Annotated in this window: 24 protein-coding genes and 1 pseudogene; 9 read left to right on the top strand and 16 right to left on the bottom strand. The window is 70.0% G+C overall.

What is annotated here, in order from left to right; translation table 11 throughout:
* Position 1: 1 nt before the first annotated feature.
* Together AB0B64_RS08510 and AB0B64_RS08505 are read right to left on the bottom strand one after the other, a co-directional pair.
* The gene (locus AB0B64_RS08510) at positions 2–520 is read right to left on the bottom strand and encodes a DUF6879 family protein (RefSeq protein ID WP_357960228.1); all 519 of its coding nucleotides are present in this window, start codon (positions 518–520) and stop codon (positions 2–4) included.
* Entirely contained in the window at positions 517–729 is a 213-nt protein-coding gene (locus tag AB0B64_RS08505) for a hypothetical protein (RefSeq protein ID WP_357960231.1), read from the bottom strand. The genes AB0B64_RS08510 and AB0B64_RS08505 overlap by 4 nt, the downstream gene beginning before the upstream one ends.
* A gap of 234 nt (positions 730–963) precedes the next feature.
* Between AB0B64_RS08505 and AB0B64_RS08500 the strand changes: the two genes are divergently transcribed.
* The 3 genes from AB0B64_RS08500 to AB0B64_RS08490 all read left to right on the top strand — a co-directional run bounded on the left by AB0B64_RS08500 (position 964) and on the right by AB0B64_RS08490 (position 3,752).
* A complete protein-coding gene (locus tag AB0B64_RS08500) occupies positions 964–1,092 on the top strand; it encodes a hypothetical protein (RefSeq protein WP_357960234.1) in 129 nt (42 codons plus the stop codon).
* A gap of 85 nt (positions 1,093–1,177) precedes the next feature.
* Entirely contained in the window at positions 1,178–2,248 is a 1,071-nt protein-coding gene (locus AB0B64_RS08495) for a methyltransferase domain-containing protein (protein ID WP_358175723.1), read from the top strand.
* Between the two features lie 454 nt (positions 2,249–2,702).
* Complete coding sequence (locus AB0B64_RS08490; RefSeq protein WP_358175720.1) at positions 2,703–3,752, top strand: hypothetical protein; 1,050 nt, start codon at positions 2,703–2,705, stop codon at positions 3,750–3,752.
* 43 nt (positions 3,753–3,795) lie between these two features.
* Here AB0B64_RS08490 and AB0B64_RS08485 read toward each other — a convergent pair whose 3' ends face one another.
* Both AB0B64_RS08485 and AB0B64_RS08480 read right to left on the bottom strand, forming a co-directional pair.
* Positions 3,796–7,605, bottom strand: coding sequence for an SMC family ATPase (locus tag AB0B64_RS08485; protein ID WP_358175718.1), 3,810 nt, complete (start codon positions 7,603–7,605; stop codon positions 3,796–3,798).
* Positions 7,606–8,718, bottom strand: coding sequence for an exonuclease SbcCD subunit D (locus AB0B64_RS08480; RefSeq protein ID WP_358175715.1), 1,113 nt, complete (start codon positions 8,716–8,718; stop codon positions 7,606–7,608).
* A 106-nt stretch (positions 8,719–8,824) separates the two neighbouring features.
* On the opposite strand from AB0B64_RS08480, the gene AB0B64_RS08475 reads away from it, so the two are divergent.
* Positions 8,825–10,318 carry a prolyl oligopeptidase family serine peptidase gene (locus AB0B64_RS08475; RefSeq protein ID WP_357960248.1) on the top strand — a complete coding sequence of 498 codons (1,494 nt, stop codon included), beginning with the start codon at positions 8,825–8,827 and terminating at the stop codon, positions 10,316–10,318.
* 10 nt (positions 10,319–10,328) lie between these two features.
* Here AB0B64_RS08475 and AB0B64_RS08470 read toward each other — a convergent pair whose 3' ends face one another.
* Together AB0B64_RS08470 and AB0B64_RS08465 are read right to left on the bottom strand one after the other, a co-directional pair.
* Positions 10,329–11,243 carry an alpha/beta hydrolase gene (locus AB0B64_RS08470; RefSeq protein WP_357960251.1) on the bottom strand — a complete coding sequence of 305 codons (915 nt, stop codon included), beginning with the start codon at positions 11,241–11,243 and terminating at the stop codon, positions 10,329–10,331.
* 1 nt (position 11,244) lies between these two features.
* Positions 11,245–12,105 (bottom strand): enoyl-CoA hydratase-related protein, encoded by an 861-nt coding sequence (locus AB0B64_RS08465; protein ID WP_357960254.1) that lies wholly within the window; start codon positions 12,103–12,105, stop codon positions 11,245–11,247.
* Positions 12,106–12,246: 141 nt separating this feature from the next.
* On the opposite strand from AB0B64_RS08465, the gene AB0B64_RS08460 reads away from it, so the two are divergent.
* Entirely contained in the window at positions 12,247–13,674 is a 1,428-nt protein-coding gene (locus tag AB0B64_RS08460; RefSeq protein ID WP_358175712.1) for an LCP family protein, read from the top strand.
* Here the strand turns inward: AB0B64_RS08460 and AB0B64_RS08455 are convergent.
* From AB0B64_RS08455 to AB0B64_RS08440, 4 genes are read right to left on the bottom strand one after another with little or no spacing between them, the layout of a single operon-like run.
* Positions 13,649–14,605: an asparaginase gene (locus AB0B64_RS08455; RefSeq protein ID WP_358175709.1), complete on the bottom strand. Its 957-nt coding sequence runs from the start codon at positions 14,603–14,605 to the stop codon at positions 13,649–13,651. The genes AB0B64_RS08460 and AB0B64_RS08455 overlap by 26 nt on opposite strands.
* The gene (locus AB0B64_RS08450; RefSeq protein ID WP_358175706.1) at positions 14,598–15,431 is read right to left on the bottom strand and encodes an amino acid ABC transporter permease; all 834 of its coding nucleotides are present in this window, start codon (positions 15,429–15,431) and stop codon (positions 14,598–14,600) included. The genes AB0B64_RS08455 and AB0B64_RS08450 overlap by 8 nt, the downstream gene beginning before the upstream one ends.
* 58 nt (positions 15,432–15,489) lie before the next feature.
* On the bottom strand, positions 15,490–16,134 hold the full coding sequence (locus AB0B64_RS08445; RefSeq protein WP_357960264.1) for an amino acid ABC transporter permease: 645 nt from the start codon (positions 16,132–16,134) through the stop codon (positions 15,490–15,492).
* Positions 16,134–17,039, bottom strand: coding sequence for a glutamate ABC transporter substrate-binding protein (locus tag AB0B64_RS08440; protein WP_357960267.1), 906 nt, complete (start codon positions 17,037–17,039; stop codon positions 16,134–16,136). Before AB0B64_RS08440 ends, AB0B64_RS08445 begins: the two co-directional genes overlap by 1 nt.
* A gap of 107 nt (positions 17,040–17,146) precedes the next feature.
* Between AB0B64_RS08440 and AB0B64_RS08435 the strand changes: the two genes are divergently transcribed.
* The gene (locus AB0B64_RS08435; RefSeq protein ID WP_358175704.1) at positions 17,147–18,283 is read left to right on the top strand and encodes an ROK family protein; all 1,137 of its coding nucleotides are present in this window, start codon (positions 17,147–17,149) and stop codon (positions 18,281–18,283) included.
* Between the two features lie 163 nt (positions 18,284–18,446).
* Entirely contained in the window at positions 18,447–19,220 is a 774-nt protein-coding gene (locus tag AB0B64_RS08430) for a hypothetical protein (protein ID WP_357960274.1), read from the top strand.
* 52 nt (positions 19,221–19,272) lie between these two features.
* On the opposite strand, the gene AB0B64_RS08425 is transcribed toward AB0B64_RS08430, so the two are convergent.
* Positions 19,273–19,845 (bottom strand): cysteine hydrolase, encoded by a 573-nt coding sequence (locus AB0B64_RS08425; RefSeq protein ID WP_358175701.1) that lies wholly within the window; start codon positions 19,843–19,845, stop codon positions 19,273–19,275.
* Positions 19,740–21,023: a transposase gene (locus tag AB0B64_RS08420; RefSeq protein WP_358175988.1), complete on the bottom strand. Its 1,284-nt coding sequence runs from the start codon at positions 21,021–21,023 to the stop codon at positions 19,740–19,742. Before AB0B64_RS08420 ends, AB0B64_RS08425 begins: the two co-directional genes overlap by 106 nt.
* A 64-nt stretch (positions 21,024–21,087) precedes the next feature.
* Between AB0B64_RS08420 and tnpA the strand changes: the two are divergent.
* Positions 21,088–21,521: pseudogene (tnpA, locus tag AB0B64_RS08415) on the top strand (IS200/IS605 family transposase).
* An 86-nt stretch (positions 21,522–21,607) separates the two neighbouring features.
* Complete coding sequence (locus AB0B64_RS08410; protein WP_357960282.1) at positions 21,608–21,955, top strand: hypothetical protein; 348 nt, start codon at positions 21,608–21,610, stop codon at positions 21,953–21,955.
* Positions 21,956–22,018: 63 nt separating this feature from the next.
* Here the strand turns inward: AB0B64_RS08410 and AB0B64_RS08405 are convergent, their stop codons facing one another.
* The 4 genes from AB0B64_RS08405 to AB0B64_RS08390 form a co-directional block, all read right to left on the bottom strand.
* Positions 22,019–22,840, bottom strand: a complete 822-nt coding sequence (locus AB0B64_RS08405; RefSeq protein ID WP_358175698.1) for an alpha/beta hydrolase — start codon at positions 22,838–22,840, stop codon at positions 22,019–22,021.
* Positions 22,841–22,912: 72 nt separating this feature from the next.
* Positions 22,913–23,650, bottom strand: a complete 738-nt coding sequence (locus AB0B64_RS08400; protein ID WP_358175695.1) for a class I SAM-dependent methyltransferase — start codon at positions 23,648–23,650, stop codon at positions 22,913–22,915.
* 358 nt (positions 23,651–24,008) lie between these two features.
* Positions 24,009–25,013, bottom strand: coding sequence for an enolase C-terminal domain-like protein (locus tag AB0B64_RS08395; RefSeq protein WP_357960291.1), 1,005 nt, complete (start codon positions 25,011–25,013; stop codon positions 24,009–24,011).
* 21 nt (positions 25,014–25,034) lie between these two features.
* The gene (locus AB0B64_RS08390) at positions 25,035–26,408 is read right to left on the bottom strand and encodes an MFS transporter (RefSeq protein ID WP_358175693.1); all 1,374 of its coding nucleotides are present in this window, start codon (positions 26,406–26,408) and stop codon (positions 25,035–25,037) included.
* Positions 26,409–26,411: the final 3 nt, after the last annotated feature.

Raw genomic sequence — 26,411 nt, 5'->3', positions numbered from 1 at the left:
ATCAGGCAGGCCGGTACTGGTCGTGCGGTATGGCGCGTCGCCACACGGTCTCGAACGCCTCGGCACTGAATTTGATCACGTCAATGTCGGTGACATGCTCGACGTCCAGCCAATCCCCCTCGCCAGTGAAGTGGTTGATCAGCAGCACCTCCCCGTCGAACAGCCAGAAGTCATTGCCGGGGAGGGCCAGGTCAGAGGTTTTTCGGCGTGGCAGCCACCGGACCTCCTCACCGGCCCGGACATTGGGGAAGGTGACGTCGTACTCGTAGCGGATGTAGTTGCTGATTGGCTCGGACACGATGCGCGCTCGTCGTACCTCGACACCACGGGCGATGACGTCGGCGATTTTCTGCAGCCAAGGCCGCCACCACGATGATCGATCCTCTGGATCGAGTCGGTGACCGGCTTGCCAGGCGTGGTAATCGGGGTCGTCGAGCATGTAGCCGTCGCGCATCTCCAGGTGAAGTGCGGAGCGGCGGCATTGCCGGAGGGCTTCGTCGACACGTTCGGCTGGGGTCACTGCTCGGCCTTCGGCAGGAATTGGAGCATTCGCAGGGGGATCCGGATGACGGCCTCCCCCGGGGGGATGTCTCCGACCTCCCCAACGGCTACGAGGTCTGTGAGGGTGTAGCCCTGCACGATGAGGTCGCCGGTGTTCTGATCTTGCCACAGAGTGGGCGACCCGCCGCTTGGACTGTCGGGATCCTTGCCAAGGAACCGGAGCGTCATGGAAGTCCCCTTCCTAGGAGATCGAGTACCCGCGTGCCGTAGCTTGCGTCCTGCCGCGCCCCCGCCTCAACACGATTGCCAGAAGTTGCCAAAGTGAATCAGCGCTGTCCTCCCCCCAAGATGGACGCGCGCAATGAGCGGCAATGGCATTGAGCCTGGTCAACCCGTCTTCATAGCTTCCCATCATCAGCCCGCAGGCAGGACCCCACGCACCCCCACGAAAGGGAAGACAGCATGGGCGGAAAGCACGAAGACCCCAACAGCCCCAAGGATAAGGAGGTCACCGGTAAGGAGGGCGGCACCGGCAGCACCAACGACCACCACCAGGAACCCCAGGGCGACCACGCCAAGGGCAAGAAGTGACCGCGACCCCCGAACGCCTCGACCGGCTCATCGCAGCCCTCGACCCTGAAGAGGCGGCGACATCGGCGAGCCCATCAAGGACGCGGTGCGCGCTGTGCCGCGCCACCTGTTCATCCCCCCGGTCGGTCTGGTCGTCGAAGAGGGGGAGCCGTACCTGATAGACCGGGAAGCCGATCCCGGCACCTGGTGGGACACCGTCTACTCGCGCAGCATCATCGTCACGCAACTCGACGACGGCGCCACCGAACTGAGCGAACTGCGGGGCGACTCCACCTCGTCGGCCTCCGCACCGTCCACGGTCGCCGACCTGCTCAACCACTTGCGGCCGGAGCCGGGTCACCGAGTTCTCGAAGTCGGCACCGGCACGGGATACACCGCCGCGCTGCTGTCCCATCTCGTCGGAGATCAGGGGGAGGTGACCTCCATCGAGGTGGACCCACGGGTGGCCGAGCGGGCGGCGAAGAACCTCGCCGCGTCCGGGACCCATCCGCGGCTGCTCATCGGCGACGGCGCGCTCGGCTGCCCGGATGGGGAGCCGTACGACCGGGTGCACGTCACCTGCGGCATCCGTACGATTCCGTACGCCTGGGTGAAGCAGACCCGCCCCGGCGGCGTGATCGTGCTGCCGTGGCATCCCGGGTACGGCACCAGCCACGCGCTACGCCTGGAGGTGCGGGACAACGGGACCGCCGTCGGGCGGGTGGTCGGGTATGCCGGCTACATGATGATGCGGTCGCAGCGTCTGAGGCTGGGCGAGGACCCGCCGCCGGGCAAAGGGCGTCGGCATTACCGGACGGCGCTCGACCCGCGAGCGCTCGACCGGCTGGGCGCGGGCGCGGATCTGGCCATCGGCGCGCTGACGGGTCTGCGGTCGCACACCACCGAGAGTGCCGATGAGGACGGCGAATACGTGCGCACGTGGGTCTACGATCCGGACGACGTCCGCTCGTGGGCGGTGGCCACGTGGCGGCCCGGGAGTGTGGATCACGGGGTTCAGCAGGTGGGCGACCGGCCTGTGTGGGATGAGGTCGTCCAGGCGTACGCGCGGTGGGTGAGCTGGGGCGAGCCGCACTGGCGCCGCTACGGCCTCACCGTCGCGCCGGAGGGCCAGTCGATCTGGCTGGATACGCCGGGACGGGTGCTGAGTAGCACCTGAGTCCTGAGCGGGCGCGCGGCGGCGCGCGTCTTCTTTGACGGGTTCCGCCGCCGCGCCGCCAATTCGTGCACGAGTCGACGCATAACGGCCGAAGCGCCTGCGTACCTCTCCCTCCTGCCGCGCAGGTCGAAAGCGGCGCGCTGGATCTGGCGCAGCCCGACTACGCCACGGTCTTCCCTCATCGGACATGGCGTGGAGTTCCCCCGCCGTGCCGTGGGCGTACACGCCGCCCAAGCCCACCACCCCCAGCCGGTCCGGCCCATGTCGATGGAGTCGTCAGGGCGGAGCGGCAACAGGACGGTGCCCCACGTACCACCGAGGGACTTTTGCATAAGAAGTGGCGGCATAAGCCGAAATATCGTCAGATGCCGGTGTGACTTGGATAGGTGATCCAGGATGTGAAGGGTGACTGCGGCGGCGGGCGCTGATGAGTCCTGAGGCGCTGAGGCGATGGATGGACGACGCCGGGCGCGTCGCGACGCGTCATGGGCACGGTGCTGCGGGCGAGGTCGGGCACGGTGCTGCAGGCGTGGTCGAGCGCGGTGCTGTGGGCGGGGTCGAGCGCGGCGCGACGCGTGCTGCGGATGAGCCTGCGGCCCCGCCGACCGGCTTGACCGTCGAGGACTGCCTGGGCGCGGGCTTCCGGCCGTACGGCAACTGCCTGAGGCGCTCCCGTGCGGGCGTCACGGTACGCGTCTACTTCTCCTATGACGCACGACACCACGCCGTGCTGCTCGAAGCGCGCCGAGGCAGGCGCGGGACGTTCGTGTGGATCGACGGCCGCCGGGCGCCGGCGCCGGTCGGTCTCGACGGCGGCGTCAGGAGTGCGTCGTTGGCGCATTGGCTGGAGCATCGCTTCACCATGAGGGTCCTGGGCGACGGAGAGGACCCGGCGCTCGCCCTGTCGATGTGGGGCTGGATGACCGAAGTCGGGCGCATCGCGGCGCGCGGCCGGCGCGGATGGGCGCAGGAATACCCGGCTCCGCCCGCGGGCGTGACGCCTGCCGACTACCGGGAGCTGGGCTCCGAGTTCGAGGACGAGCGGTGCGCGTTCAACTACCTCGACGAGACGGGGAAGAGCACAATCCGTGTCTTCTTCTCCGCCGATCTTCGGCATCAAGCCATGTTGATCGGGGGGCCGGACTGGTTCGGTACGCTGCTCTGGGTCGACGGCGAGCCGGTGCCGGTGCCGTGTGACCAGGGCTTTGGTCCGTTGTGCGAGCAGTTCGCCGAATGGCTGGACGCTCGCTTCGTCTGTACCGAGATCGGCGGCCTTTGGGATCATCCGCTCTACGATCCGGCCAAGATCAATTTGCTCGGTGAGATTCGCGGGCTGCTGATCTGGGACGCGTTGCGGCGTGTCCGGCACATCGTGCTTCCCCGCCCGACCGAGGCGTGGCGGAGCCCGATGCTGCGGGTGTCGGGCGACTCGTGGCGTATATACCCGGATGGCCAGGCGTACCAGCAGGACCGGCCCGACCGCGTGCTGCCGATTCCCCGCTGAGACAGGACCTTCTGAGACAGCGAACGCAGGCCTGGGCCGGCCGTCAGCTCACCCCGACCGCCGACAGCGTGGATCCGGTGCGCGACTTGGAGACCCTGAGCTGGGCCGGGATCCTCGAACGCAGCTCGGCGACGTGGCTGATGATGCCGACCGCCCGTCCTCCGTCGCGCAGTCCGTCGAGGATGTCGAGCACGCCGTCGAGCGTGTCCTCGTCGAGCGTGCCGAAGCCCTCGTCCACGAACAGCGTGCCGATCTCGGCGCCACCCGCTTCGGCGGTCACCACGTCGGCCAGGCCGAGCGCGAGGGCCAGCGAGGTGATGAAGCTCTCCCCACCCGACAGCGTGGCCGGGTCGCGGTCGACGCCCGTCCACCCGTCGGCCACGCGCAACCCCAGCCCGCCACCCGAACGTCCTCTGGCTCCGGCCGTCTTCCGCAGGTCGTGCCGCAGCAGGTAGCGCCCTCCCGACATGTGGTCGAGGCGCTCGTTGGCAGCGTCGACCACCTGCCGGAGCCGTTCACCGAGCACGAACGACGACAGGCTCATGTTCCACTGATTGTCGCTCGACGTACCACTGGCCAGTGCCGCCAGCCGCTCGGCCAGCCGGTGCCGGTCGGCGGCGGGCTGCCACCGCTCTATGCATGCGGCCAGCTCCGCGCCCAGCTCGGCCACCCGCTGCTCCCGCTGCTCGGCCCGGTCCCTGGCCGACGCCAGCGCTGTGTGGGCCTGTTCGGCCTCGTCGCGCGCCGCCTCGGCTGCGGCCAGATCGGGTACGTCCTGCCGCGCGGCGGCCACCAGCTCGGGATCGGCCAGCGTACTGGTCACGGCCGCGTGCTGCGCGTCGAGCCGCCGCAGCAGCTCGGCCTTGCCGTCCCGCTCGTACTCGCTCCTGGCGGCGGCCTCCACGTCGGCCACGTCGCCGAACCCCGCCTCCAGAGCCGCCCGTACGGCCGCCTCCACCGCACTGGCCCGCTCAGCCTCGGTGGCGACGGCAGCCTGCGTGGCTTCCAGGGCCTCCCGTAGTAGTTCGGCCTCGTCGTTCAGCCTGGACAGGCGGGCGGTGAGCGTGGGGTCGTCGCCGCGCGCGCTGTCGAGCCGCGCGGTGAGCCGCCCCGCGTCACCACTGAGCTCCTCTTGCCTGGTACGGCAGGCGGCCAGGCGGGCGGTGACCCGGCGAGCCCGCTCTTCCAGCGCCACCCGCTCCTGACTGAGCGCGGCGGCCTCCCGCGCCAGCCCGGCCTCCCGCCCGGCCGACTCCCGAAGCCGCATCACTGCCTCCTCGGCCACAGCCAGAACGGAGGGCGCCGACTCGGGACCGATCGTCGCTCCATGGTCATCTACTGGAGCCGCTCCGTCGGGGGCCGCGCCCCGATCAGCCAGAGCGAGCGGCCGCTCGTCGTCCCCGTCCTCAGCCCTGACGTGCGCCTCGGGATCGGTCTGGACGGACTGAGCGGACCGTGTATGGCGGCGGATGTCGGAGTCAGGAAACAGGGTATCGAGGTGCCCGGTGTCAGGGACGTGGGTTTCGAGGAGGCCGCTTTGAAGGAGGCGGGTGACGAGGCGGGCGCGTTCGGCCTGGTAGTGGGTGTGGTGGGTGCGGTGGGCCGTGAGGAGTTCGCCGAGCTCGCGGGCCTGGTCCCGGACGCGGTCGCGTTCCGTCTCGATGCGGTCCAGCTCGGCGGCCAGTGCAGGCTCGCGTTCGGCGATTGTCTCCAGGCGGGTCAGCTCCTCCTGGGCCTGAAGCGCCGTGGTCTCCGCGGTGCCGGTGTCGAGGCCGCCCGCCGCCGACACGGCGTCGGCGTGGCGGGACTCCAGGGAGGCGAGTGTGCGTTCGGCCGCCTCGCGTTCGGAGAGGGCCGCCTCGTGGGCTTGCTCCGCCGCCAGTTCGTCGTCGGCGGACGGGGCGCTGGGGGCGGGCGAGGCCGGGTGGGGGTGGTGGTCGGAGCCGCACACGGCACACGGGCTGCCGTCGGACAGGTCGCGTGCCAGCTCGGCGGCCATGCCGTCGATGCGTGCCTGCCGTACGTCCAGCCAGTGCTCGCGCAGGCCCTGCGCTCGGTCCACAAGCGATTGGTGGTCGGCGGTGGCGGACTCCAGCTCGGCGGCCAGCGTCTCGGCCCGGTGGGCGGCATCTCGTACGGCCCTGGCCGCGTCGAGTGTCGCGACGGCGGCGGGGATGGCGGCCGTCTCGGCCCGTACCTCCGCAAGGCGGGCATTGACCTCAGCCAGCCGTACGGGCAGCTCCGCGTCGGCGGCGGCCACCTCGGCCTCGCGCTGGGTGAGCCGGTCTAGCTCCACGGTCAGGCCGGCCAGCTCCCGGTCGACGGCGATCAGTTCGGCCGCCGCGGTCCGTACGGCCTCGGCCGCCGGGATCCTGGCGGCGTCCAGGCGGGCCCGCGCCAGCTTGCGTTCGGCCTCCTCGACGAGCGCGGGCAGGGCGGCGAGCCGGGTGGCGGCGGTCTCGTCCTCGGCGGCCAGCCCGGTCAGCTCCTGCTCGACGCGCTGAAGGTCTCGGCGGACGACGAGCAGCCTGGCTTCCTCGGTGAGCAGCTCGGACAGGCGGGCGATCTCCGCCTGGCGGGCTCGCTCCATGGTGTGCAGCCGCTCGGGCTCGACCCAGCCGACCAGACTCCCCACCCGAGCCGCCGCACCGCCGTGCCGGGACCCGCCACCGTCGTCGGAGAAGTCGGACAAGTGGTGGGAGGGCTCGATAAGCGGCCAGTCAGCGGGGTAGGCCGCAGGCGCGTCGGTGGGAGTGGGAAGTCCGGTGGGGGTGGCTTTCAGGAGGGGGTAGGCGCGGGCGACGGCGTCCGTGGCCAGGGAGTGGGCCTTGGCCGCGGCTTCGGCGCGCTGGCGGGCGGCGCGGATGAGCGGAAGCACGCGGTCGGCGCGGGCGGCGTCGTCGAGGATGGCCTGGAGTTCGGCGCGTTCCTCGGCTCGCTCGTCGAGGGTGCGGCGCAACGTCAGGGCCTCGGCGTGGCGGCGCTGGCGGTCGGCCAGCGACGTCGCCTGCTCGAAGCGGGAACGTGCCGAGCGCAGGGCCCGCCCGGCCGCCGCGTGTTGCTCGGCGGTCCGGACGACGACGGCGCGGGCGGCGGCGAGCAGCGCTCCGGCCCACCCCAGCGGGTCGGTGTCCGAATCCCGGGCGGCTGTAGCAGTGGCGGGCCCGAGGGCGGCGGGAGTGAGGTCGCCTGCCGCCTCCTCCAGACGTTTGATCGCGAAGTCCACCTGCTGCCGCAGCTCCTGCTGGTCCCGCCAAGCCGCCTTGCGGTGCTCGGCCAGCCAGGCCTCCGTCTGGGTGAACACCTTCACGGTGAACAGCCGCTCCAGCAGCCGCCGCCGGTCATCCCCATCGGCGCGCAGGAACCTGGCGAAATCCCCCTGTGGCAGCATCGCGACCTGGCAGAACTGGTGGGCGTTCATGCCGAGCAGCCCGCCCACGAGGTCACCGGCCTCGTCGGAGCGGGTCGTCAGGCCGTGCCAGGCGGAGCCGACCCGTTCCTCGACGATGACCTTGGCCTTCTCCTCGGTGAACCCGGACCCGCGCAACTTGGGCCGCTGCCACACCGGAGAACGCTGGATGCGCAGTAACCGGCCCCGCAGCGACACCTCGAGCGAGACCGAAGGCCCGACCGAGGGCGGGGCGTGGTCGCAGCGCAGCGCGCGGGCGCTGTTGCGCTGGCCCGGGACCTGGCCGTAAAGGGCGAAACAGAGGGCGTCGAGGATCGTGGTCTTGCCCGCGCCCGTCGGCCCGTGGACGAGGAACAGGCCCGCCTCCGCCAGAGCGTCGAAGTCGACCGTCTCCGAACCGGGGAAGGACCCGAAAGCCGTGAGCGTGAGCCGGTGCGGCCGCATCTACGCCATCGTCTCCTTCACCCTGGACGCCTCGATCGCCTGTCTTAGCAGGTCTTCCTCGTCAGGTCCGGCAGGCTCGCCGCGTACTTCCCGAATGAAGTCGAGCGCCACCTCCGCCTCCGGCCGGCCGCTGAGGCGGGCGGGCTGGGCGACGGGAGCGCCGCCGGAAGGCTCGAAGGACAGCGCCAGCGTGTGGGGGAAGCGGGCGCGCAGCCGGTCCATGGCTGATTTGGGGCGGATCGGGTCGGTCAGTACGACCTGCAGCCAATGGTCTTCCACGTCGTCATATGCGGAGGAGGTCAGCAGGTCCTCCAGCGGACCGCGTAGGCGGCCGATCGGCCGGGGCACCGGGGCGGGTACGAAGTCGACCTCCGAAGAGCCGAGTGTGACCAGCCACGACCCCTTCTTCTGGTTGACCTCCGAGAAGGAGTAGGCCAGGGGGGAGCCGGAGTAGCGGACCGTCTCCGACATCCGCTGGCGGCCGTGCAGGTGGCCGAGCGCGACGTAGTCGACCCCCTCGAAGGCCGACAGCGGCACGTGCGCCACCCCGCCCACGCTGATGTCGCGCTCGCTGTCGCTGGCCTCTCCCCCGGTGACGAAGGCGTGGGCCAGGACCACCGAGTGGCGGTGTCGCGGGGCGTCGGCGCGGATGTGCGCCATGGCGTGGGACAGCGCGGCGGTGTGGCTGCGGTCGGGCAGCTCCCAGGGGCCGCGTACCAGCTCGGGCTCCAGGTAGGGGATGCCGTAGAAGGCGACGTCGTCCACCAGAACCGGCTCCCAGGCGCGGGACGGGTCGGTGCGCAGGTGGACCCCGGCGGCGTCGATCAGGTCGGCGCCGAACCCGAGCCGGCGCGCCGAGTCGTGGTTGCCGCTGATCAGCACGGTGCGGGCGCCGGTGCCCATCAGGCGGCGCAGCGCGTCGCCGCAGAGCGCGACCGCGTCGACCGGTGGCAGGGCGCGGTCGTAGACGTCGCCGGACACCACCACCACGTCGACCCGCTCGGCACGCACCGTCTCGATCAGGTGGTCGATGAACGCGGCCTGGCCTTCGAGCAGGCTCTCGCGATGGAACGAACGCCCCAGGTGCCAGTCGGAGGTGTGCAGGATCCGCATTCGCAGGAAGCTAACAGGTCTCACCGACAAATGCGGTCCCCTGCGTCACACGTCTCAGGAGTAGGCTGAAAGATCAGCGGGCAATTCAACCCACATGGGGAGGCCGATGCGCACTGGCCGTGGCACCGTGAGCGTCGCCGCAGGTTTGGTGCTGGTGGCCCTGGCCGCGGTCGGCTACGTTCTGCCACCCGCGTTCAACCCTCCGCCACTCCAGGCCGATCACGCGATGCAGGCACTCCCGCCCCAGCCCGCGAACGAGCTGCGGCCCGTGGTCGCGGTGACTCCCGTGCACCGCGAGGAGATCTCGCTCCCGGCTGAGGGCCAGACATTGTTCGGAACGGTCCGCGCCCCCATGACGCCGGGACGGCATCCGGCGATGGTGTTCGTGTCGGGGTCGGGCAACGGCTCGCGGACGGAGTTCACGCCGCAGGCGGAGTTCCTGGCCAAGGCGGGCGTGGTGACGCTGGCCTTCGACAAGCGGACGGTCGGCTACAACTTCCGCGACCGGGACTTCGGGCTGCTCGCGGACGACGCGCTGCGCATGGTCGAGTACATGCGCACGCGCCCCGACGTGGACCCCGACCGCACCGGGCTGTGGGGGGTCAGCGAGGGCGGCTGGGTGGTGCCCATCGCGGCGGCCAAGAGCCGCGACGTGGGGTTCGCGGTGCTGGTGTCCTCGCCGAACGTGTCGCCGCTCAGGCAGGTGGCCTGGGCGCTGAACGAGCAGTTGCAGCGCCTGCGCGCGCCGATCGGCGTACGCGACCTGCTCACCAGGGCGATGGGCGGGGTGGGCTTCAACTTCCTCCGCTACGACGCGATGCCCGCGCTCCGGCAGATCAGGCAGCCGGTGCTGGCGTTCTACGGGACGATGGACCCGTCCATCCCGTTCGTGGAGTCGTCCCAGTCCCTGATCACCGCGCTCAAGTCGGCGGGCAACGACCAGTACACGATCCGCTTCATGGACAAGGCCGACCACGCCATGCGGATCAACGGCGGCCCGTTCGCGCACGGCTACCTGGAGACGCTGGCGAACTGGATCATCGGCCTGCCCGGCACGGCGCGGCCCCAGCTGCACGTGGCGGGCACGACGCCGGTGCAGCGCTTCGAGGCCAGCGACGTCCCCGCCGCCCCGTGGTACGCGGGCGGCACGATGCTGGGGCTGACGATCTGCCTGGCCGCCGTCGGCTACGTGGCCGGCCCCGTGGCCGCGATGGTGGTACGCCTGCGCGGCCGCCGGCAGACCCCGGCCGACACGAACGCCAGGCTCTGGCCGCCGATCAGGCGCAGGCTGCGCCGGATGGCGTGGACGGGGCTGGGGCTGCTGGTCTCGGTGCTGGCGTTCATCACGGTGCTGGTGCTGTTCTCGGTGAACCAGGCCGGGGCCTGGCCGGCCGTGCTGGCCGGTTGGCTGGTGGTGCGGGTGCTGGCCGTACTGATGCTGGTGCAGGAGGTCACGGCGGTGGCGGCGGTCGTGGCGGGGCTGCGGGAGGGCATGCGGCCGAGCCGCTGGCAGCACGTGGCGATCGCGGGCGTGCTCGGCGGCACGGGGCTGCTGCTGGTGGCGGCGGCCTACTACGGGTTGTTCGCGTTCCCCTGGTGAAGGAACGCGCTCAGCCTCCGGTCTGGTAGACGAAGGCGTTCAGCCACCGGTCGATCTCGGCGAACACCTGCTTGCGCACCGGCTCGGCCGACAGCACCAGGTCGTGCATGCCGTCGGGGATGCGTACGCAGGTGACGTGCGGGCCCACGCAGGTGGCCCAGCGGGCGATGTGCCGGGGATCGAGTACGGTGTCGGCCGAGCGGGCTTCGGGCACGAAGTCGCGTACCCGCAGGCCCGTGGTCGAGGCGAGCACGAGGACCGGCACGTCCACGGCCAGCCCGGCGTGCAGTCGCCGCTGTGCCCGGCGGATGGCGGCCAGCCAGGTGGCGTGCACGGAGAAGCCGCCGAGCGGCTTGAGCTCCAGGTCGTAGTCCCATTCGCCCTGTTCGGTGCGGTGCAGGCTCTGGCCGTACGCGAAGCTGACGCCCAGCGGCAGCGCCCGGCTGGAGTACGACAGCGGCGTCTTGAGCAGGTCGGCGGCCAGGCGGAGCGGAGCAGGCACGTTCAGGTCGAAGAACGGGCTGTTGAGCACGAGCCCCTGCACCAGGCCCCGGCCGCGGACGCGGTCGGCCCACAGCGGCGCGACCAGGCCGCCGGTCGAGTGCGCGTTGATCGTCAGCTCGTCGTGGTCGCGCCTGATGACGCGTACGGCCTCGTCGATCTCCGGGAAGTACTCCGTGACGCTCCTGACCAGGCCCCTGGTCTGGTGCGGCAGCAGCGACCTGCCGTACTTGCGCAGGTCGAGGGCGTAGAAGTCGATGCCGCGGCCGAGGTAGTGGTCAGCGAGGTGGTCCTGGAAGAAGTAGTCGGTGAACCCGTGAAGGTAGAGCACCGCCCTGCGGGAACCGGCTCGGCGGGAGATCAGCGTCGCTACGACGTCGCCTTCGTAGTCGGGCGGCATGGACAGAACGGTGGTGTCGTACATGCTAGACACGATAAGGATTTACCGGCCATGACGGCACACCGCCCGGCAGGTCCTCACTGATCTTCATCGGGAACTCGGCCGGCCGCTTCTCCAGGAACGCCGTCACCCCCTCCACGGTGTCCGGCGCGGACCCGAGCTCGGCCATCAGCCGGGAGTCGGCCGCGTGCGCCTCCCAGGGCGACGAGGCCGACAGCCCTGACCACATCAGCCTGCGGATCGCGGCGACCGACACGGCGGAGGTGTTGTCGGCGATCTCCCGGGCCAGCGCGTAGGCGGCGGGCAAAAGCTCCTCGGCGGGCAGTACGCGGGACACCAGACGGCCCTCCAGCGCCTCGGAGGCGGGGAAGACGCGCCCGGTGGCCACCCACTCCATGGCCTGCGCGATGCCGACGAGCCGGGGCAGGAACCAGCTCGACGCCGCCTCGGTGACGATCCCCCGGCGGGCGAAGACGAAGCCGAACTTCGCGGTGTCGGCGGCCAGCCGGACGTCCATCGGCAGCGTCATCGTGACGCCCACGCCGACGGCCGGGCCGTTGATGGCGCCGATGACCGGCTTGAGCGACCGGGCGATGCGCAGCGCGACCGTGCCGCCGCCGTCGCGCGGTACGCCATCCACGAGTTCGCCAGGCTCGCGGTGGCTGAAGGTGTCGCCGCCACCGCCCAGATCCGCCCCGGCACAAAAGGCCCGGCCCGCGCCGGTGACCACGATGGCGCGTACGTCGTCATCGGCGTCCGCGAGGTCGAACGCCTCTATCAACTCTCCGCGCATGGCAAAGGTGAAGGCGTTTAGCCTCTCGGGGCGCTTCAATGTGATCGTGGCGACCCGGCTGGTCACGCCGTAGTCGATCTGGGAGAAGGACATAGGCCGAATCTTATTCGGTTACTAATGTTCACTCTCCCCTAAAGACATATTTCGCATTCTGTCCGTAGGCTGCCGCCTCGATTCGGCCTACGGTGAAGTTCGCGGGGAAACGGGGATGGCGTGAAGCAGGCAAGGAAACCGGTGAGCGCCGTGGCGGTTCTCGGCTGGCTGGTGCTGGCCGCGCTCGCGCCGGGAGCTGCGCATCTGCGGGCCGGATGGCGTAAGACGGGTCTGATACTGCTCGGCTGTTACGCGGTGGTGCTGCTCGCACTTCTCGCCGTCAGGCTGAGCACCGACAACCTGCTGGGCGATCTGACCCAGGACAGCTGGCTGACGGGCATCACCGCGGGCGCCGTCGTGCTCGGGGTGGCGTGGTTCGCGCTGATCGTCCACTCGTTCATCGTGCTGCGGCCCGGCAGTCTGCCGCAGGCCGGGCAGGTCGTGGTGGGCACGTTCGCGGGGCTGCTCGCGGTGCTGGTCGTGCTGCCGTTCGGGATGGTCACGAGCTATGTCTGGACGTCCCGGAACGCGCTCAACGACATCTTCGTGAACGAGGGCACCCCCGAGCCCCAGGCCGAAGAGACGACGACCCGCCCCGAGGACCCGTGGGCGGGCCGTACGAGGGTGAACATCCTGCTCATCGGCGGCGACGCCGACGACAACCGGATCGGCGTACGCACCGACAGCATGAACGTGGCCACCGTCGACGTGAAGACCGGCAACACCGTGCTGGTCAGCCTGCCGCGCAACCTGGAGAACGTGCGGTTCCGTCCGGGCACGCCAATGGCCGAGCACTTCCCCAACGGGTTCCGCCTGCCGCCCGACCCGGGCGGCGGCCGCAGCGACCTGCTCAACAGCGTCTGGGAGTACGCCGACGCGCACCCCGAGATCTTCGGCGGCAAGCAGCACCAGGGCCCCAAGGTGCTGATGGACACGATCGGCTACACCCTCGGGCTCAAGGTCGATTGGTACGCCCTGGTCAACATGTGGGGGTTCGCCCGGTTGATTGACGCGATCGGCGGGGTCACGCTCACGGTCGAGCAGGACGTGGTGTTCGGCCGCTACAACGAGGGCCTGGTCAAGGCGGGCACGCGCAAGCTGAAGGGCGCCGACGCGATGTGGTACGCCCGCTCGCGTACCTTCAGCGATGACTTCACCCGGATGCGCCGTCAGCGGTGCGTGATCGGCGCCTTGCTCGACCAGGCCGACCCGGCGACGGTGCTGACCAGGTTCAACGGGATCGCCAGGGCCACCAAGGAGCTGATCAGGACCGACATCCCCCGGCCGATGCTCAAGCACCTGGTGCCGCTGGCGCTGCAGGTCAAGAACGCCAAGGTGACGAGCATCCAGTTCGTGCCGCCGCTGATCAGCACCGTCTCCCCGGACTGGGCGAAGATCCGCTCCATCACCGAGAAGGCCATCCGCGATTCGGCGGGCGACCGGCCCACCGCGGCCACGGCTTCACCGGAGTCTTCTTCGGCGCCGAAGTCCACCAAATCGCCCTCGTCCAAGAAGCAAAAAGAGAGCGACCCCACCAAGACCCTTACCGAGGGCTGCGGCTCGCTGTGACGATCCGGCCGACCGGCGCGCCGCCGCCGAGCACGGCCACGCTCTCGAACGCGGCGGCCGACGACACCTCACAACCCATCTCGCGGAGCACGGACAGGGCGATGACCGTGGTGGCGCGCGGGCTGCCGTCGATGACCTTCACCGCGACCGAGTGCCCGGACTCCATCGCCACGACCAGCACGCCTTCCGCGCCGCCCTTGACCAGGGCGCCAGGCAGGGCGCGCATGAGCTCGGTGTTCTGGTGGCCGGTCCCGCCGACGTACTCGGGGTGCTCGCGCATCGCGTCGGCCACCTGGCGCGGCGCGCTGCCGGGCGCGGCCAGCACGAGCCCCTGTACGGCCCGCGCCAGGCCGGTCAGCGAGAGCCCGAACAGCGGCGCCCCGCAGCCGTCCACGGCCACGTGGGCGGCCTTCTCCCCCGCCAGGTCCTCGGTGACCGAGCGCACCCGGAGCTGCACCGGGTGCTCGGCGGCCAGGTAGGAGTCCACGTACCAGCCGTTGGCCACGGCGGCGGCCAGCATCGCGGCGTGCTTGCCCGAGCAGTTCATCCGCTCGCGGGAGACGCCCTGGTCCTGCCTGATCAGCGCGTGCATGGTGACCTGGTCCTCGGGCCAGGTCGCCGGGCAGCCGAGCGCACCGAAGTCCAGCCCGTAGTCGGCCAGCAGCTCGCCGACCAGCCGTACGTGGAAGTCCTCGCCCGTGTGGCTGCCCGCGGCGATCGCCAGGCTCGGCCCGCTCAGGGCGGCGCCCGCGACCAGGCAGGCCAGCGCCTGGAACGGCTTGGCCGACGAGCGGGGCAGCACCGGAGCCTCCACCCGGCCGAGCTCGACCGCGGCCCGGCCCGACGGGTCGAGGCCGACGGCGCTGCCGTAGTGGACGCTCTCGACGAATCCGGAGCGCACGACCTCGGCGAGGAGGGCGAGTTCAGGCACGAGCGAATCTCCTTCTGGTTCTGGGGATGGCGGGGGTAGCGCGCCGGCGAGCCTCCAGCGTACGGGCCAGTTTGGACAGCGACGCGTTGACCACCAGGTAGACCAGCGCGACGACGAGGTAGGTCTGGATGAGATAGCCGTTGTAGGCGGCCAGGACCTTGCCGCTGTAGAGCAGCTCCGCGTAGCTGACGACGAACCCGAGCGCGGTGTCCTTGAGCAGCCCGACCGACTGGCTGACGATCGACGGCAGCACCCGGCGGGCGGCCTGCGGCAGCACGATCAGGCGCATGGTCTGACCGTGGGTGAGGCCGACCGCCAGGCCCGCCTCGCCCTGGCCGCGCTCGATGGAGCGGATCCCGGCGCGGAAGATCTCGGCGAACGCCGCCGCGTTCGACACCGCCAGCGGCACCACGAGCTTCCAGAACAGCGGCAGGTCCAGCCCGTACTTCGGCAGCGCGAACAGCACCACGTACACCAGCAGCAGCGCCGGGATGGTCCTGACCACCTCGACGTAGACGGCGGCGGGGACGCGCAGGAGGCGGTGGCGCGACAGCCGGCCCAGGGCCAGCACCAGCCCGAGCGCCATCGCCAGCGCGGCCGAGACCACCGCGGCCAGCGCGGTGGACCACAGCCCGGTCAGGAGATAGCGCCACATGGGCCAGGTGGCGTACGGCTGCCAGCGCGCGGCGTCCAGCTGCCCGTTGGCGGCGAACTGCCGGACGGCCAGCGCGAGCAGCGCGAGGGCGGCGAGTACGCCGACGACGGTCGCGATCCGGATGCGCCGCCGCGCCCGGGGGCCCGGCTCGTCGAACAGAGCAGTGCTCATGGCCTTACTCCCAGCGCTCTTTTGAAATCGCCCAGCGCTCTTTTGAAATCGCCAGTGCTCATCGCAGGATCGCCAGTCGTCGTTCGAGCCGGCCGGTGACGAAGCCCGCGCAGGCGGCGATCAGCGCGTACGCCGCGCCCGCGCCGACGAAGATCGGGATGGGCTGGGCCTCGAGGAGGTTCACCCGGTTGGCCGCCGCGGTCAGGTCGACGACGCCGACGGCCGCCGCGAGCGCCGTGTTCATGGTGAGCGCGATGAAGATGTTGCCGATCGGCTGCACCACCGTACGCAGTGCCTGCGGCAGGATGACGTGCCGCAGCGACTGGGCGAACGTCAGCCCGATCGCGCGGGCCGCCTCGCCCTGCCCCTTGGCCACCGAGTTCACCCCGGACCGCAGCGCCTCGCCGATGTAGGCGGCCTCGTACACGGCGATCACCGCGATGGCCGTCACCCGCAGGTCGGCCTTGATGCCGATCTCCGGCAGCCCGAAGAACGCCAGGACGAGCAGCACCAGCAGCGGCAGGTTCTGGAAGGTCTCCACGTACGCGGTGCCGAGGGCGCGCAGCACCCGTACCGGGCTCACCCGCAGGGCGGTCACCAGCACGCCCAGCACCGCCGCGCCGAGGAACGACGCGGCGGTCAGCTGGAACGTCACGAGCAGCCCCTGCCACAGCTCGGGCAGGTGGTCGAGGAGGACGGACATCAGGACCCCGGCACGGAGCCGATCTGGGGCGGCTGCGGAGCGTCGCCCACGACGACCGTGCCGATGGAGTTCTTCCAGATCTTCTGCCAGGCCCCGGCGTCCTGCATCTTCTTCAGCCAGGCGTTGGTGAACGTCTTGAACTGGTCGTCACCGTGCTTGAGCCCGATACCGTAGGGGTCGACGGTGAAGGGCTTGGTGACGATCTGGATCGACGGGTCCTTCTTGGCGTCGGCGATCAGCAGCGTCTCGTCCTGGACGTAGGCGACGCCCCGGTCCTGCTTGAGCGCCTGGAGGCACTCCGGGTCGCTACCGAACGTGATGATCTCCGCCTGCGGCGCGAACTTCTTGATCGCGGGGATGGCGGGCGTGTTGGCGCCGGCGAGGACCTTCTTGCCGTTCAGGTCCTCGGGCTTGGCGATGCCCGTCGCGCCCTTCTTCACCGCGATGGTCAGGCCGGAGGTGTAGTACGGCCCGGCGAACGCCACCTGCTTCGCCCGTTCCGGCGTGATCGTGTACGTCTGGAACACGACGTCCACGGTGCCGTTGGCGAGCAGCGCCTCGCGGGTCTCCGAGGCCGAGTTGACGATCTTCACCTTGGGCTGGCCGATGATGTACTTGGCCAGCGCCTTGCCCAGATCGGCGTCGAAGCCCTCGACCTGGCCGGTGGCCGGGTTCTGCTGGGAGAGCAACGGCGCGTCCAGCGAGCCGCCGACGATCAGCTCGCCGCGCTGCTTGATCTTCTCCATGGTGGAGCCGGGCAGGATGTCCGCGGCGGCCGCGACCGGCGCCTGCGCGAGGACGTCGTCCTTCTTGGTCTCTCCTCCGGGCACGGCGGGGCTGCTCGTCTCGCCGCAGGCCGCCAGGCCTAACAGGGAAACGGCGACGGCAGCGACAAGTCTCTTCATGACCATCCACTTCCTTCGAAATCGAAGATGAAGCGGAACGTAGTGGGAGATTTCGTACGAAGTCAATACGTTGTCGCAGGAAGTCCGGACATGATATTCCTCTCAGCATGAACCAGCGGCTGCCCGTGAGCGGGGCACAGGGAGACCTGCTGCGTCTCGTGGCCACCGGCCGGGCCGAGTCGCGGGCCGACCTCGCCCGCTTATCCGGGCTGGCCGCCTCCAGCGTGTCGCTGCGGGTCGAGGAGCTGATCTCGCTGGGGCTGCTCGGCGAGGAGGGCTCGGGCACCTCGCGGGGCGGGCGGCGACCCAGGCGGCTGCGCCTGTCGCCGTCAGCGGGGGTGCTGGCGGTCGCCGACCTCGGCGCGCACCATGCCCGGCTCGGGCTGCTCGACCTCAGCGGCGCCCCGCTGGTGATCGAGGAGCGGCCCTGCGAGATCGCCCGGGGTCCGGAGGCCACGCTGGACCTCCTGTCGGACGCCTTCGACGAGCTGCTGGCCGTACATGTGCCGAATGACGTGCCGCTGCGCGGGGTCGGGACCGGCATCCCCGGCCCGGTGGACCCGGCCACCAGCCGGGTGGTCACGCCGTCCCGGATGCCCGGCTGGAACGGCTTCCCCGTCGCCGAGCACCTGGGCCTGCGCTACGACCTGCCGATCCTCGTCGAGAACGACGCCAACCTGATGGCCGCCGGCGAGGCCCGGCACTGGCCCGGCTGCGACAACCTCATGGTCCTCAAGGCCGGGACCGGCATCGGCTGCGGTGTGATCGTCAACGGCCACCTGCACCGGGGCCGGGGCGCGGCCGGCGACATCAGCCACGTACGGGTACGTTCCGACTCGTCCGTCCTGTGCGCCTGCGGCCACCCCGATTGCCTGGAGGCGTACGCCAGCGGGGCCGCCCTCATGTCGGCCCTCGCGGACGCCGGGATCACCGTGGCCCGTCCCGCGGACATCGTGAGCCTGGTGGACGACGCGATCCCCGAGGCCACCAGCCTGGTCCGGGGCGCGGGGCGGCGGATCGGCGAGGTGCTCACCGTGCTGGTCAACTTCTTCAATCCGGACGTGATCGCGGTGGGCGGCAGTCTGTCGGCGGCCGAACCGCTGATCACTTCCATCAGGGCGGCGGTGTACGAGCGTTGCCTGCCGTTGGCGACCCGCGACCTGGAGATCGCCCCGGCCAGGGCCGGCCGGGACGCCGCCCTCCTGGGCGCCGGTGCGCTCCTCTTGGAAGCGGCGCTGGTTTAGGCGGCCATTCTCGCTCGCGATGCGACACACCCGAAGCGCCCGTCACCACGGTGGCGGGCGCTTTTACGCTAACGTACCTCTGATAAATCGGGGTCCCTGTCGTCGCACCATGCGAGGTCCTTTGTCGCCCATCCCGTTACGACTCGTTTTCCTCTTCACCTCCGTGCTCCTGATCGCCGGATGCACCACCACTTCGCCACCGGCCGAGCCCGAAACCGCTAATCCGGTCGCCGAACAACCGGTCCCGGAGAATTCGACGTCAGAAGAAAGCGATGACGACGCGGGCTTCGTCGAAATCTGCGTCAACAAGAAGACGCGCCTGCGGATCAACTATCGACCGTGTGACGACGCGCGGCCCGGCGCCGCCTGGTACTTCTTCTCGCTGGACGCGCGGGTGACCGCCACCGGCTCCAAAGCCGAGCACGGCTCGTTCAAACAGCCACGAGGCGACTCGTACCGAGCTCCCGCCAAGGGCGGCAGCGGCTCGGACGCGATGATCGCCGACGTCGACGACCGCGTGAAGGTCTGCGTGCGAAAGGCTACTCGGATCCGGTTCGCGAACATCAGGTGCGACGACGGCGAGAAGGGATACGGCTGGTATTACATTCGCATCGACGGCACCGTACCGGCGATGGGCAAGAAAGCCGACAACGGCTCTTTCCGTGAGCCGTACGCGGAGGCGTACAGCGCGCGCAGCAAAGGCGGCGACGCCGCCAAGGCAGCGATCGGTTACGAGGATCCGGACGCCCCCGAGCCCGAGCCCGATGACGAGGAAGAGTACTGCACCACGACCGTCAACAATGAATGCGTCGCCACCAATGAGTGCACAGAAACGGTGAACGGCGTCTGTACCAGGACCGAGGACGGTTATCTCGGAACGCCATCAAGAAAGTGCCGCAACGTCTGGGCCCGCAAGCACTGGACCCGCCGCTGCTGACACGGCCCGCGGACGGCTTGAAGTCGGCCGGCCCGTCCGCGCAGTGGGCCGTCTACTCCTCGCCCACCAGGTCGAACAGTTCGCGCCATTTGCCGACCGTGGCGAACACCACGGACATCGCGGCCAGCGCCGGGTCGCGCGCCTCTCCGTAGGCGGTCGTGCAGTCGCTGGCCACGTACGGGTCGAAGCCGCGCTGGTCGGCGGAGCGCACCGTGGTCTCCACACAGACGTTGGTCAGGATGCCGGCGACGAGCAGCCGCTTGATCCCCAGGCCGCGGAGTAGTACCTCGAGATCGGTGTACAGGAAGGCGTCGTAGCGGTTCTTGTCGATTACATGGTCGCCCTCTACGGGTGCGAGCTCGTCGATGATGTCGGCGTCCCAGGAGCCCCGTACGAGCGGCTCCGGATCGCGCGGCCACAGGTTCGCGGAGCGGGCCGGCATGTCGATCAGGCCGGGCCGGAAGACATGCCGGGTTTGACGTGCTCCTCCACATAAATAGTGGAGGGTTCCTGTGCTGCTTACGCAGCAGCTCGCAGCGCGGGTGCGGGCGAGACTGTGGGACAGGATGCTTGACGCTTCACCGGCCCCGCTATCGCGGAGTCTCCACGTCCTGTGACCGCCCATCCGGCGGCGGAGTTGTACCGATGAAGCTGGTTTCGGGCGGCGTTGGTATCAGCGTTGCCAATCCATCCGCACGCCAGGTTCTTGCACACGAACCGCGACTGCCTCTCGCGTGACCCTTTCGTGGTGGTGTGGCAGCGGTGACACTCCTGGCTGGTGCCGCGCGGGTCGACCGTGGCGACCAGACCGCCACGGTCGGCGGCCTTGTAGGTCAGCAACTCCACCGTCCGACCCCACGCCTGACCCGCGATCGACCGGTTCAGGCCCCGCTTCTGAGCGACGCCCCGCCCCGGCTCCTGCACCGTCCCGGACGCCGAGGCCATCATGCTGGTGACTCTCAAATCTTCGACCACGATCGCGCTGAGCCGCCGCGCGAGGTCGGTCGTGCTCTGATGCTGCCAGTCGACCACTCGGCGCTTGGCTGTCGCGCGGAGCCGGGCGATCTGGTCGTAGGTGCGGCGTTCCCGGTTGGACACCGGGTCGCCTTTGCCGCGGCTGGCACGCTGACGGGCGCTTTTGCGCTCCAACCGCAACAACCGCTCACGCTGCCCGCCAGACAGCCACGGGCCGTGCCGAAGATGCTCCCCGGTGGACAAGGCCAGCGGGACCGCGATGCCCCGGTCCATGCCGGCCTTCGGCCCGGCGTGCGGCACGGGAGCGGAGACGAGCAGTTCGGTACGGAAGGCGATGGTCCACCCGTGGGCGTCTTTCACCAGTCGAGCCCCGGTGATCCTCCCTGCTGGTCCGCCCTTGGTGAGGCCGGGCAGGTCTTTGGTCCACCGGAACTTCACCCGCCCGAGTTTGGGCAGGTTCACCGCACCCCACCTGCGGTTGATCCTGGCGATCTGCAAGTCGCGGGCCTGGGGGACGTCCACGGCCATTCGGCATCCGAACCGGCCCTTGAACGTCGGGCGTTCGGCCGGGTGGGCGGGGTTGAAGAAGTTCGCCCACGCCTGCCGGTAGGTCTTCAGCACGGCCTGCGCGGCCTGAGCGGGCAACTGCCCCATCCACTCGATCTCGTGGCGGGCCTGCCGAATCGCCGCGTCGCACTCCTTCAAGGACGCAAGGCGGCCCTGACGGAAGGTCGTGAACTCATGCAGCAGGTTCCACACGGCACGCGCAGTGTGGGCTTGACCGTCCAAGACGGCTGCTTGCCGCTTGTCCAACGCCAAGCGCGCCACATGCGCACGCCTCCGTTTCACCTGCTCCACGCACTGATCATATCGTTTCGTTTATGCCACCGCGATGGAATCCAATCCCGAGGCGAGAAGGAGACGATATGTCGTCTACACCCCGTATGCCTATTTGGCTTTCGTGACAAATTTAGTGTTTATGACAAAGTACCGGCGTGGGGTGTTCACTGGCGAGATGCTGATCCGCCGTGAGGAACTCATGCGCTAGGTCTGCGCCGACTTCGAGGTCGAACTGCGCGAGTTCAACGGCGAGCACGACCACGTCCACCTGCTGGTCCACCGCCCGCCTAAGGTCGCCCTGTCCAAACTCGTCAATTCGCTGAAGGGGATCTCGGCCCCGATGCGTCGTAAGGAATACAGCGCACACGTCGCAAACACCTCCGGGGCGGGCATTTCTGATCTGGTTCCTATTTCGCCGGATCGGTCGGCGGAGCGCCCTTCACCGTACTCAAGCAGTACATCGAGCAGCAGAAACAACCAGTATGAGTAAAAGTGAAGCTACCGATAAACCTGAAAGGTCAGGGAACCCTCGCACCCTGACGGGCACTCCCACGTGAGCCATCACCCCCGGCATGAACACCGGAGCATTGGCCTGCGTCGACCAGCGCGTACCGAAGCTGGGGGCCGTGGTCAGGCGGCTCAGCTCGCTGACAGACCCTACCTTCAGCGCCGAACGCGACCGCTTGACGCGCCTGCACATGGAGATCGTCCAGCGGGCGGTCGGCCCCATGACCGACCACCAGCGCCAGGTCATCTGGGTGGTGATCGGCACGGCCGACGCCGCGATCCAGCACTGGATGGCCGACATCCTGACGCCCGTCGAGGTGCGCTTCCAGATCCTCACGGCGTGCCGCCTGCTGGACCTTTCCACCGGCCAGATCGCGGCGGACCGCCGACTCGCGGACCACGAACCGGCCTGATCGTGGGACCGAGCCGCAGGGGCGATTTCCAGAATCGCTTCTGTTTTTCGGCCGGACGTCGGCCTATCGCGGGATCAGTCCCCGGACGTCGGCGAAGAGCCGTTCGTGCGCGGCCGCCGCCTCCGGGCTGGTCAGGTCCATGCCTTGGATGAATCCGTGGACGAGGCCGGGTTCACACCGGTGCGTGACGTCGACTCCGGCTTCGGCCAGGCGGCGGGCGTAGGCGTCGCCCTCGTCGCACAACGCGTCGTGTTCGGCGGTCACCACCAGGGCGGTCGGCAGACCGGACAAGTCCAGCTGGTGCAGGGGACTCGCCGACTGGCGCCCAGCCGGGTCAGGCACCCACTGGGCGACGAACCAGCCCAGTATGTCGGCGTCGAGCCCATAGCCTGTGCCCTTCTCGGCGACGCTCGGCTGGGAGAGCGTGAGATCGGTGTTCGGACATATCAAGATTTGTACGTCGGGCAGCGGACCGCCCTCGTGCCGCAACCGCAGGCAGGCCATGGCGGCGAGATATCCCCCCGCGCTGTCACCCGCCACGGCCACCGGCCCGGCCCAGCGGAGCACGTCAACGACGTCGTCGATGGCGGCTGGGAACGGATGCTCCGGAGCCAGCCGGTAGTCCACCGCCAGCACCTCGACATCGCACTCCTTGGCGATGCGGCGACAGGTCCTGTCGTGCGTCTCCAGGTCACCGAAGACCCATCCGCCACCGTGCACGAACACCAACAGGGGACGCGGCTCGGCGGCGGGCCGGTAGTGGCGCAGCGGCAGGTCCGAGGGGCCGGTCACGTCCGCGACGTGCGGCAGGCCGGGCCCCTTCGGTCGAGTGCCGTTCCGGCTCCGCGCGCTCTCACGGAGTTCACTGGCGAGATATGGGGACACGCCAACGAATGATAGAGGCCACCCCTAAAGGGGAGGAATGCCACGGTCTTCCTCGCTGACGCTGCCGCGGTCTTACTCGCTGACAGCGGGGCGGTGGAAGGTGGCGCGGCAGCGGTGGCGTTCCGGGCTGCGGAGGTCTTCGATGTGGTCCGCGACCAGGCCCTCCGATGCGAAGGACGCGATCTCGGACGGCGTGAGAGGCCACGGCGGCGCGAACACCGGGCCGCCCTCCTCACGGGCCGAGGCGATCACCAGGAGCGTGCCGCCCGGCCCGACGAAGCCGGAGACCGAGTCGATGGCCTGCGCGTGGAGGTGCTCCGGCAGAGCTTGGACGGTCATGATCTCCACCACGAGGTCGAACGCATGGCGCCACTCGGTGGGCGGGTCGAGCAGGTCGGCTGCGCGATAGTCCACCGTGGAGTCCGGAAAGCGCTCCTGGGCCAGGCGTACGGCCGACTCGCTGACGTCGAAGGCAACCGTGTCGTAGCCGAACCTCACCACGTACTCGGCGTCGTCCCCCAGCCCGCACCCGACCACCAGCGCTCGCCGACCCACTCCGGGGCCGGTCCCCGACGCCGAAGAGTGCCACTCGACGAGCAGTGGGTGGGGTGTCTGTGAGTCCCACGGGACGATCGCCTCACCCGTCGCCGACTCCGCGTACAGGCGCTCGAACCACCCCGTCGGATCACCGGCCGCCAGTGACTCCGCCGCCAGCCGCCGGGAGTCCTCGTCCCGATCCCGCTCCGCCAAAGGTCCTCCAAGTTCGAGTCCGTACGGCAGGCCGCGCCCCGCCCTGTCGGCCAGTGCCACCAAGTCGACCGTATCGCCCATCGGCCCGACAAAGCTGCGTTGCTGGAGAACCGGGCAACATACCCCAAACGCCGCAACTCGATGTCGAAGAACGGGATCAGCACGCAGACGGCCGGGCTGGGGTGAGGGCACGGGAGGTCGGCGTGCCACCAGGAGAGCTCCCCCGCCCGGCCGTCGACGGCCAGTTGGACGACGTCCCGCGCGGTGGCCTCCCGCCCGAGCAGCTTGCTCGCGGCGCCGATGACCGCAGAATGGCAACAAGTGTCCGCCACCTGGTTAACGCCGGTACATCCCCCACGTCAAGCCCCTTTATCGCGAAATTTCGGGATAAAGGTAGGGGGGTTAGATCACATAGCCGTCACGCGAGAAACGAGTCCTTGGCCATCCGGCGTACCCGGGCCTCGTCGATGACGTGCCCCAGCCCCGCCTGCGTCAGGGGCACCGCCACCACCCCGCCGTTCGCCCCCACGATCGGCGTCACGATCTGGTTGTTGCGCGGCGGCTGCGTCACGTCGCACGGTAGCGTGCACCCCGGCAGGCTGGCCAGCGCCACCGTGGCCGCCCGGGCCAGTCCGGCGCCCTGGCCGCCCGCGCACTGGATGTCCCAGCCGGCCGCGGCGGCCCGGTCGTGCGCGCGGCGGGCTTCGCTGAGCGACGGGAAGGCGGTGGGCCGCAGGATCAGCACCCGCGCGGCCCGCAGGGTCAGGTAGTCGTCGAGCTCCGCCGACGAGCGCACCTCGACCGCCACCGACGCCGCCACCTCGTCCTGCAGCGAGGCGTGGGCGTAGACGTCGCCGACGGGGAAGGGCCGTTCGATGACCTCGATGCCGTACGAGTCCAGCGCCGCGAGCTGGCCGCCCTCGGAGTAGGCGCAGCCGCCGTCGACGGCCAGCGTCAGAGCCGGATAGGCCAGGCGTACGGCGCGCACCGGCTCGACGTCCCAGCCGGGACGCACGTCCAGCGTCACGTGGCCGTAGCCCGCGCAGACCTGCTGGTTGACCCGTGAGACCAGGCTCTCGAGTGACGGGTCCGGTTCGAGCCGGACGGTGGCCACCAGGGAGGTGCGGGTGCCGCCGATCGCCTCGGCGAGCGGCACGCCGCGCATCCTGGTCCACAGGTCCCAGCAGGCCATGTCGACGGCCGGGTCGCCGCTCAGTACGGCGTCGGGGTGCTCCCAGTCGACGCCGATGAGCTGGGCGGCCAGCGACTCCTCCAGCCGGGCCCAGGTCTTGGGCTGGGGATCCAGCGCCTCACCCCAGCCGGTCATGCCGGCGTAGTCGGTGAGCTTGACGAGCAGGCTCTCCGACCGCCTGCCGTACGGCAGGACCAGCCGGAAGACCTCTAGCTCCCGCACTCGCGGCATGTACCCCCCTCTGCGACGAAGCTACGAAACGACTCCTTCCAGTGTGCCTGCCTTCGTGTGCTGGGCAAAACGCGGGGCGATGACGGCGGCCAGCACGGCGAGGGTGAAGGTGAAGGCGAGGCCCACCAGATAGGTCTCGCCGGTGGCGGTGAACAGGGCCCCGGTGACCGCGACGGCGACGACGGTGAACACGGACTCGCCGACGCCAAGGGCCGCGGTGTTCTGGCCCGCCTCTCCGGGCGCGGACATCTCCAGCACCAGTACGGACACCGTGGGGTGCAGCGCGCCGATGCCGAGGCCGGAGATGGCCATGGCCACGTACGCGAGGGCGATCGGCACGGAGTCGATCAGCATGAGCGACATCAGGGCGATGCCGGTGGCGATCATGATGGCGCCACCGCGCAGCGCGGTGAGGTGGCTGATGCCGCCGCGGCCCTTGATCCAGGATCCGGTGGACCAGCCGAGCGCGCCGACGGTCAGGACGATGCCGGCGCCGGTGGGTGTCAGGCCACGCTCGCTGATCAGCATGAGCGGGATGAGAACCTCGGCCGCCATCAGCGAGCCGTAGGCCAGGCCGCGGAGCACGGGCGCGCTCGGCAGCCCGCGGGCGGCCCTGAGCGAGCCGCGGGGCAGCAGTCTGGGCAGGGACACGGCCAGCAGGACGATCCCGGCCGCGAGCAGGGGCAGGCCGCGGAGCTGGAGCGCGCTGCCGTACTGGATCAGCGCGGCGGCGACGGCGGTCAGCGTGGCCCAGACCAGCTTGCGCCCGAGGCCGGGGGCGGGCTCGGCCTCGCCGCCGCGCAGGCCCGCGCCGGCCGTGCCGCGCCACAGAAGCAGCGCGCTGGGCACGACGATCAGGGAGACGCCGAGGAAGATCCACCGCCAGTCGGCGTTCTCCACCACGAATCCGGCGATGGCCGGGCCGACCATGGACGGCACCACCCATGCGGCCGAGAACAAGGCGAACACCCTGGGATGCATCTCACCCGGATAGACCCTCGCCACCAGCACATAGAGGGCCACCTGGATCAGGCCCGCGCCGAGCCCCTGGATGAACCGTCCGGCGACGAACACCTCCATGTTCGGCGCGAACCCGGCCACCAGCAGTCCTGCCACGAAGCCCGCCACACCGGCGCCGACCGCCGGCAGCGGGCCCTTCACATCGCTCCACCTGCCGCCGAGCACGGTGGCGATCACGCTGGCCGCGAGGGTGGCGCTGAAGGCCAGGTTGTACAGGTGCATGCCGCCGAGCTCGCGCGCCACGACGGGCATCGCCGTCGCCACCGCCATCGCCTCGAACGCCACCAACATGACGAGCGCCACCAGCCCCACGCTGAGCGCCCGGTACTTCGCCGACACCACACTGACGGGAGGTGCTTCAAGAGTTGCGGTCATGTC

The organism is Nonomuraea sp. NPDC049129, assembly GCF_040648495.1.
In the GTDB taxonomy this organism is placed as follows: domain Bacteria; phylum Actinomycetota; class Actinomycetes; order Streptosporangiales; family Streptosporangiaceae; genus Nonomuraea.
This window is presented reverse-complemented; position numbering and strand designations above follow the sequence as displayed.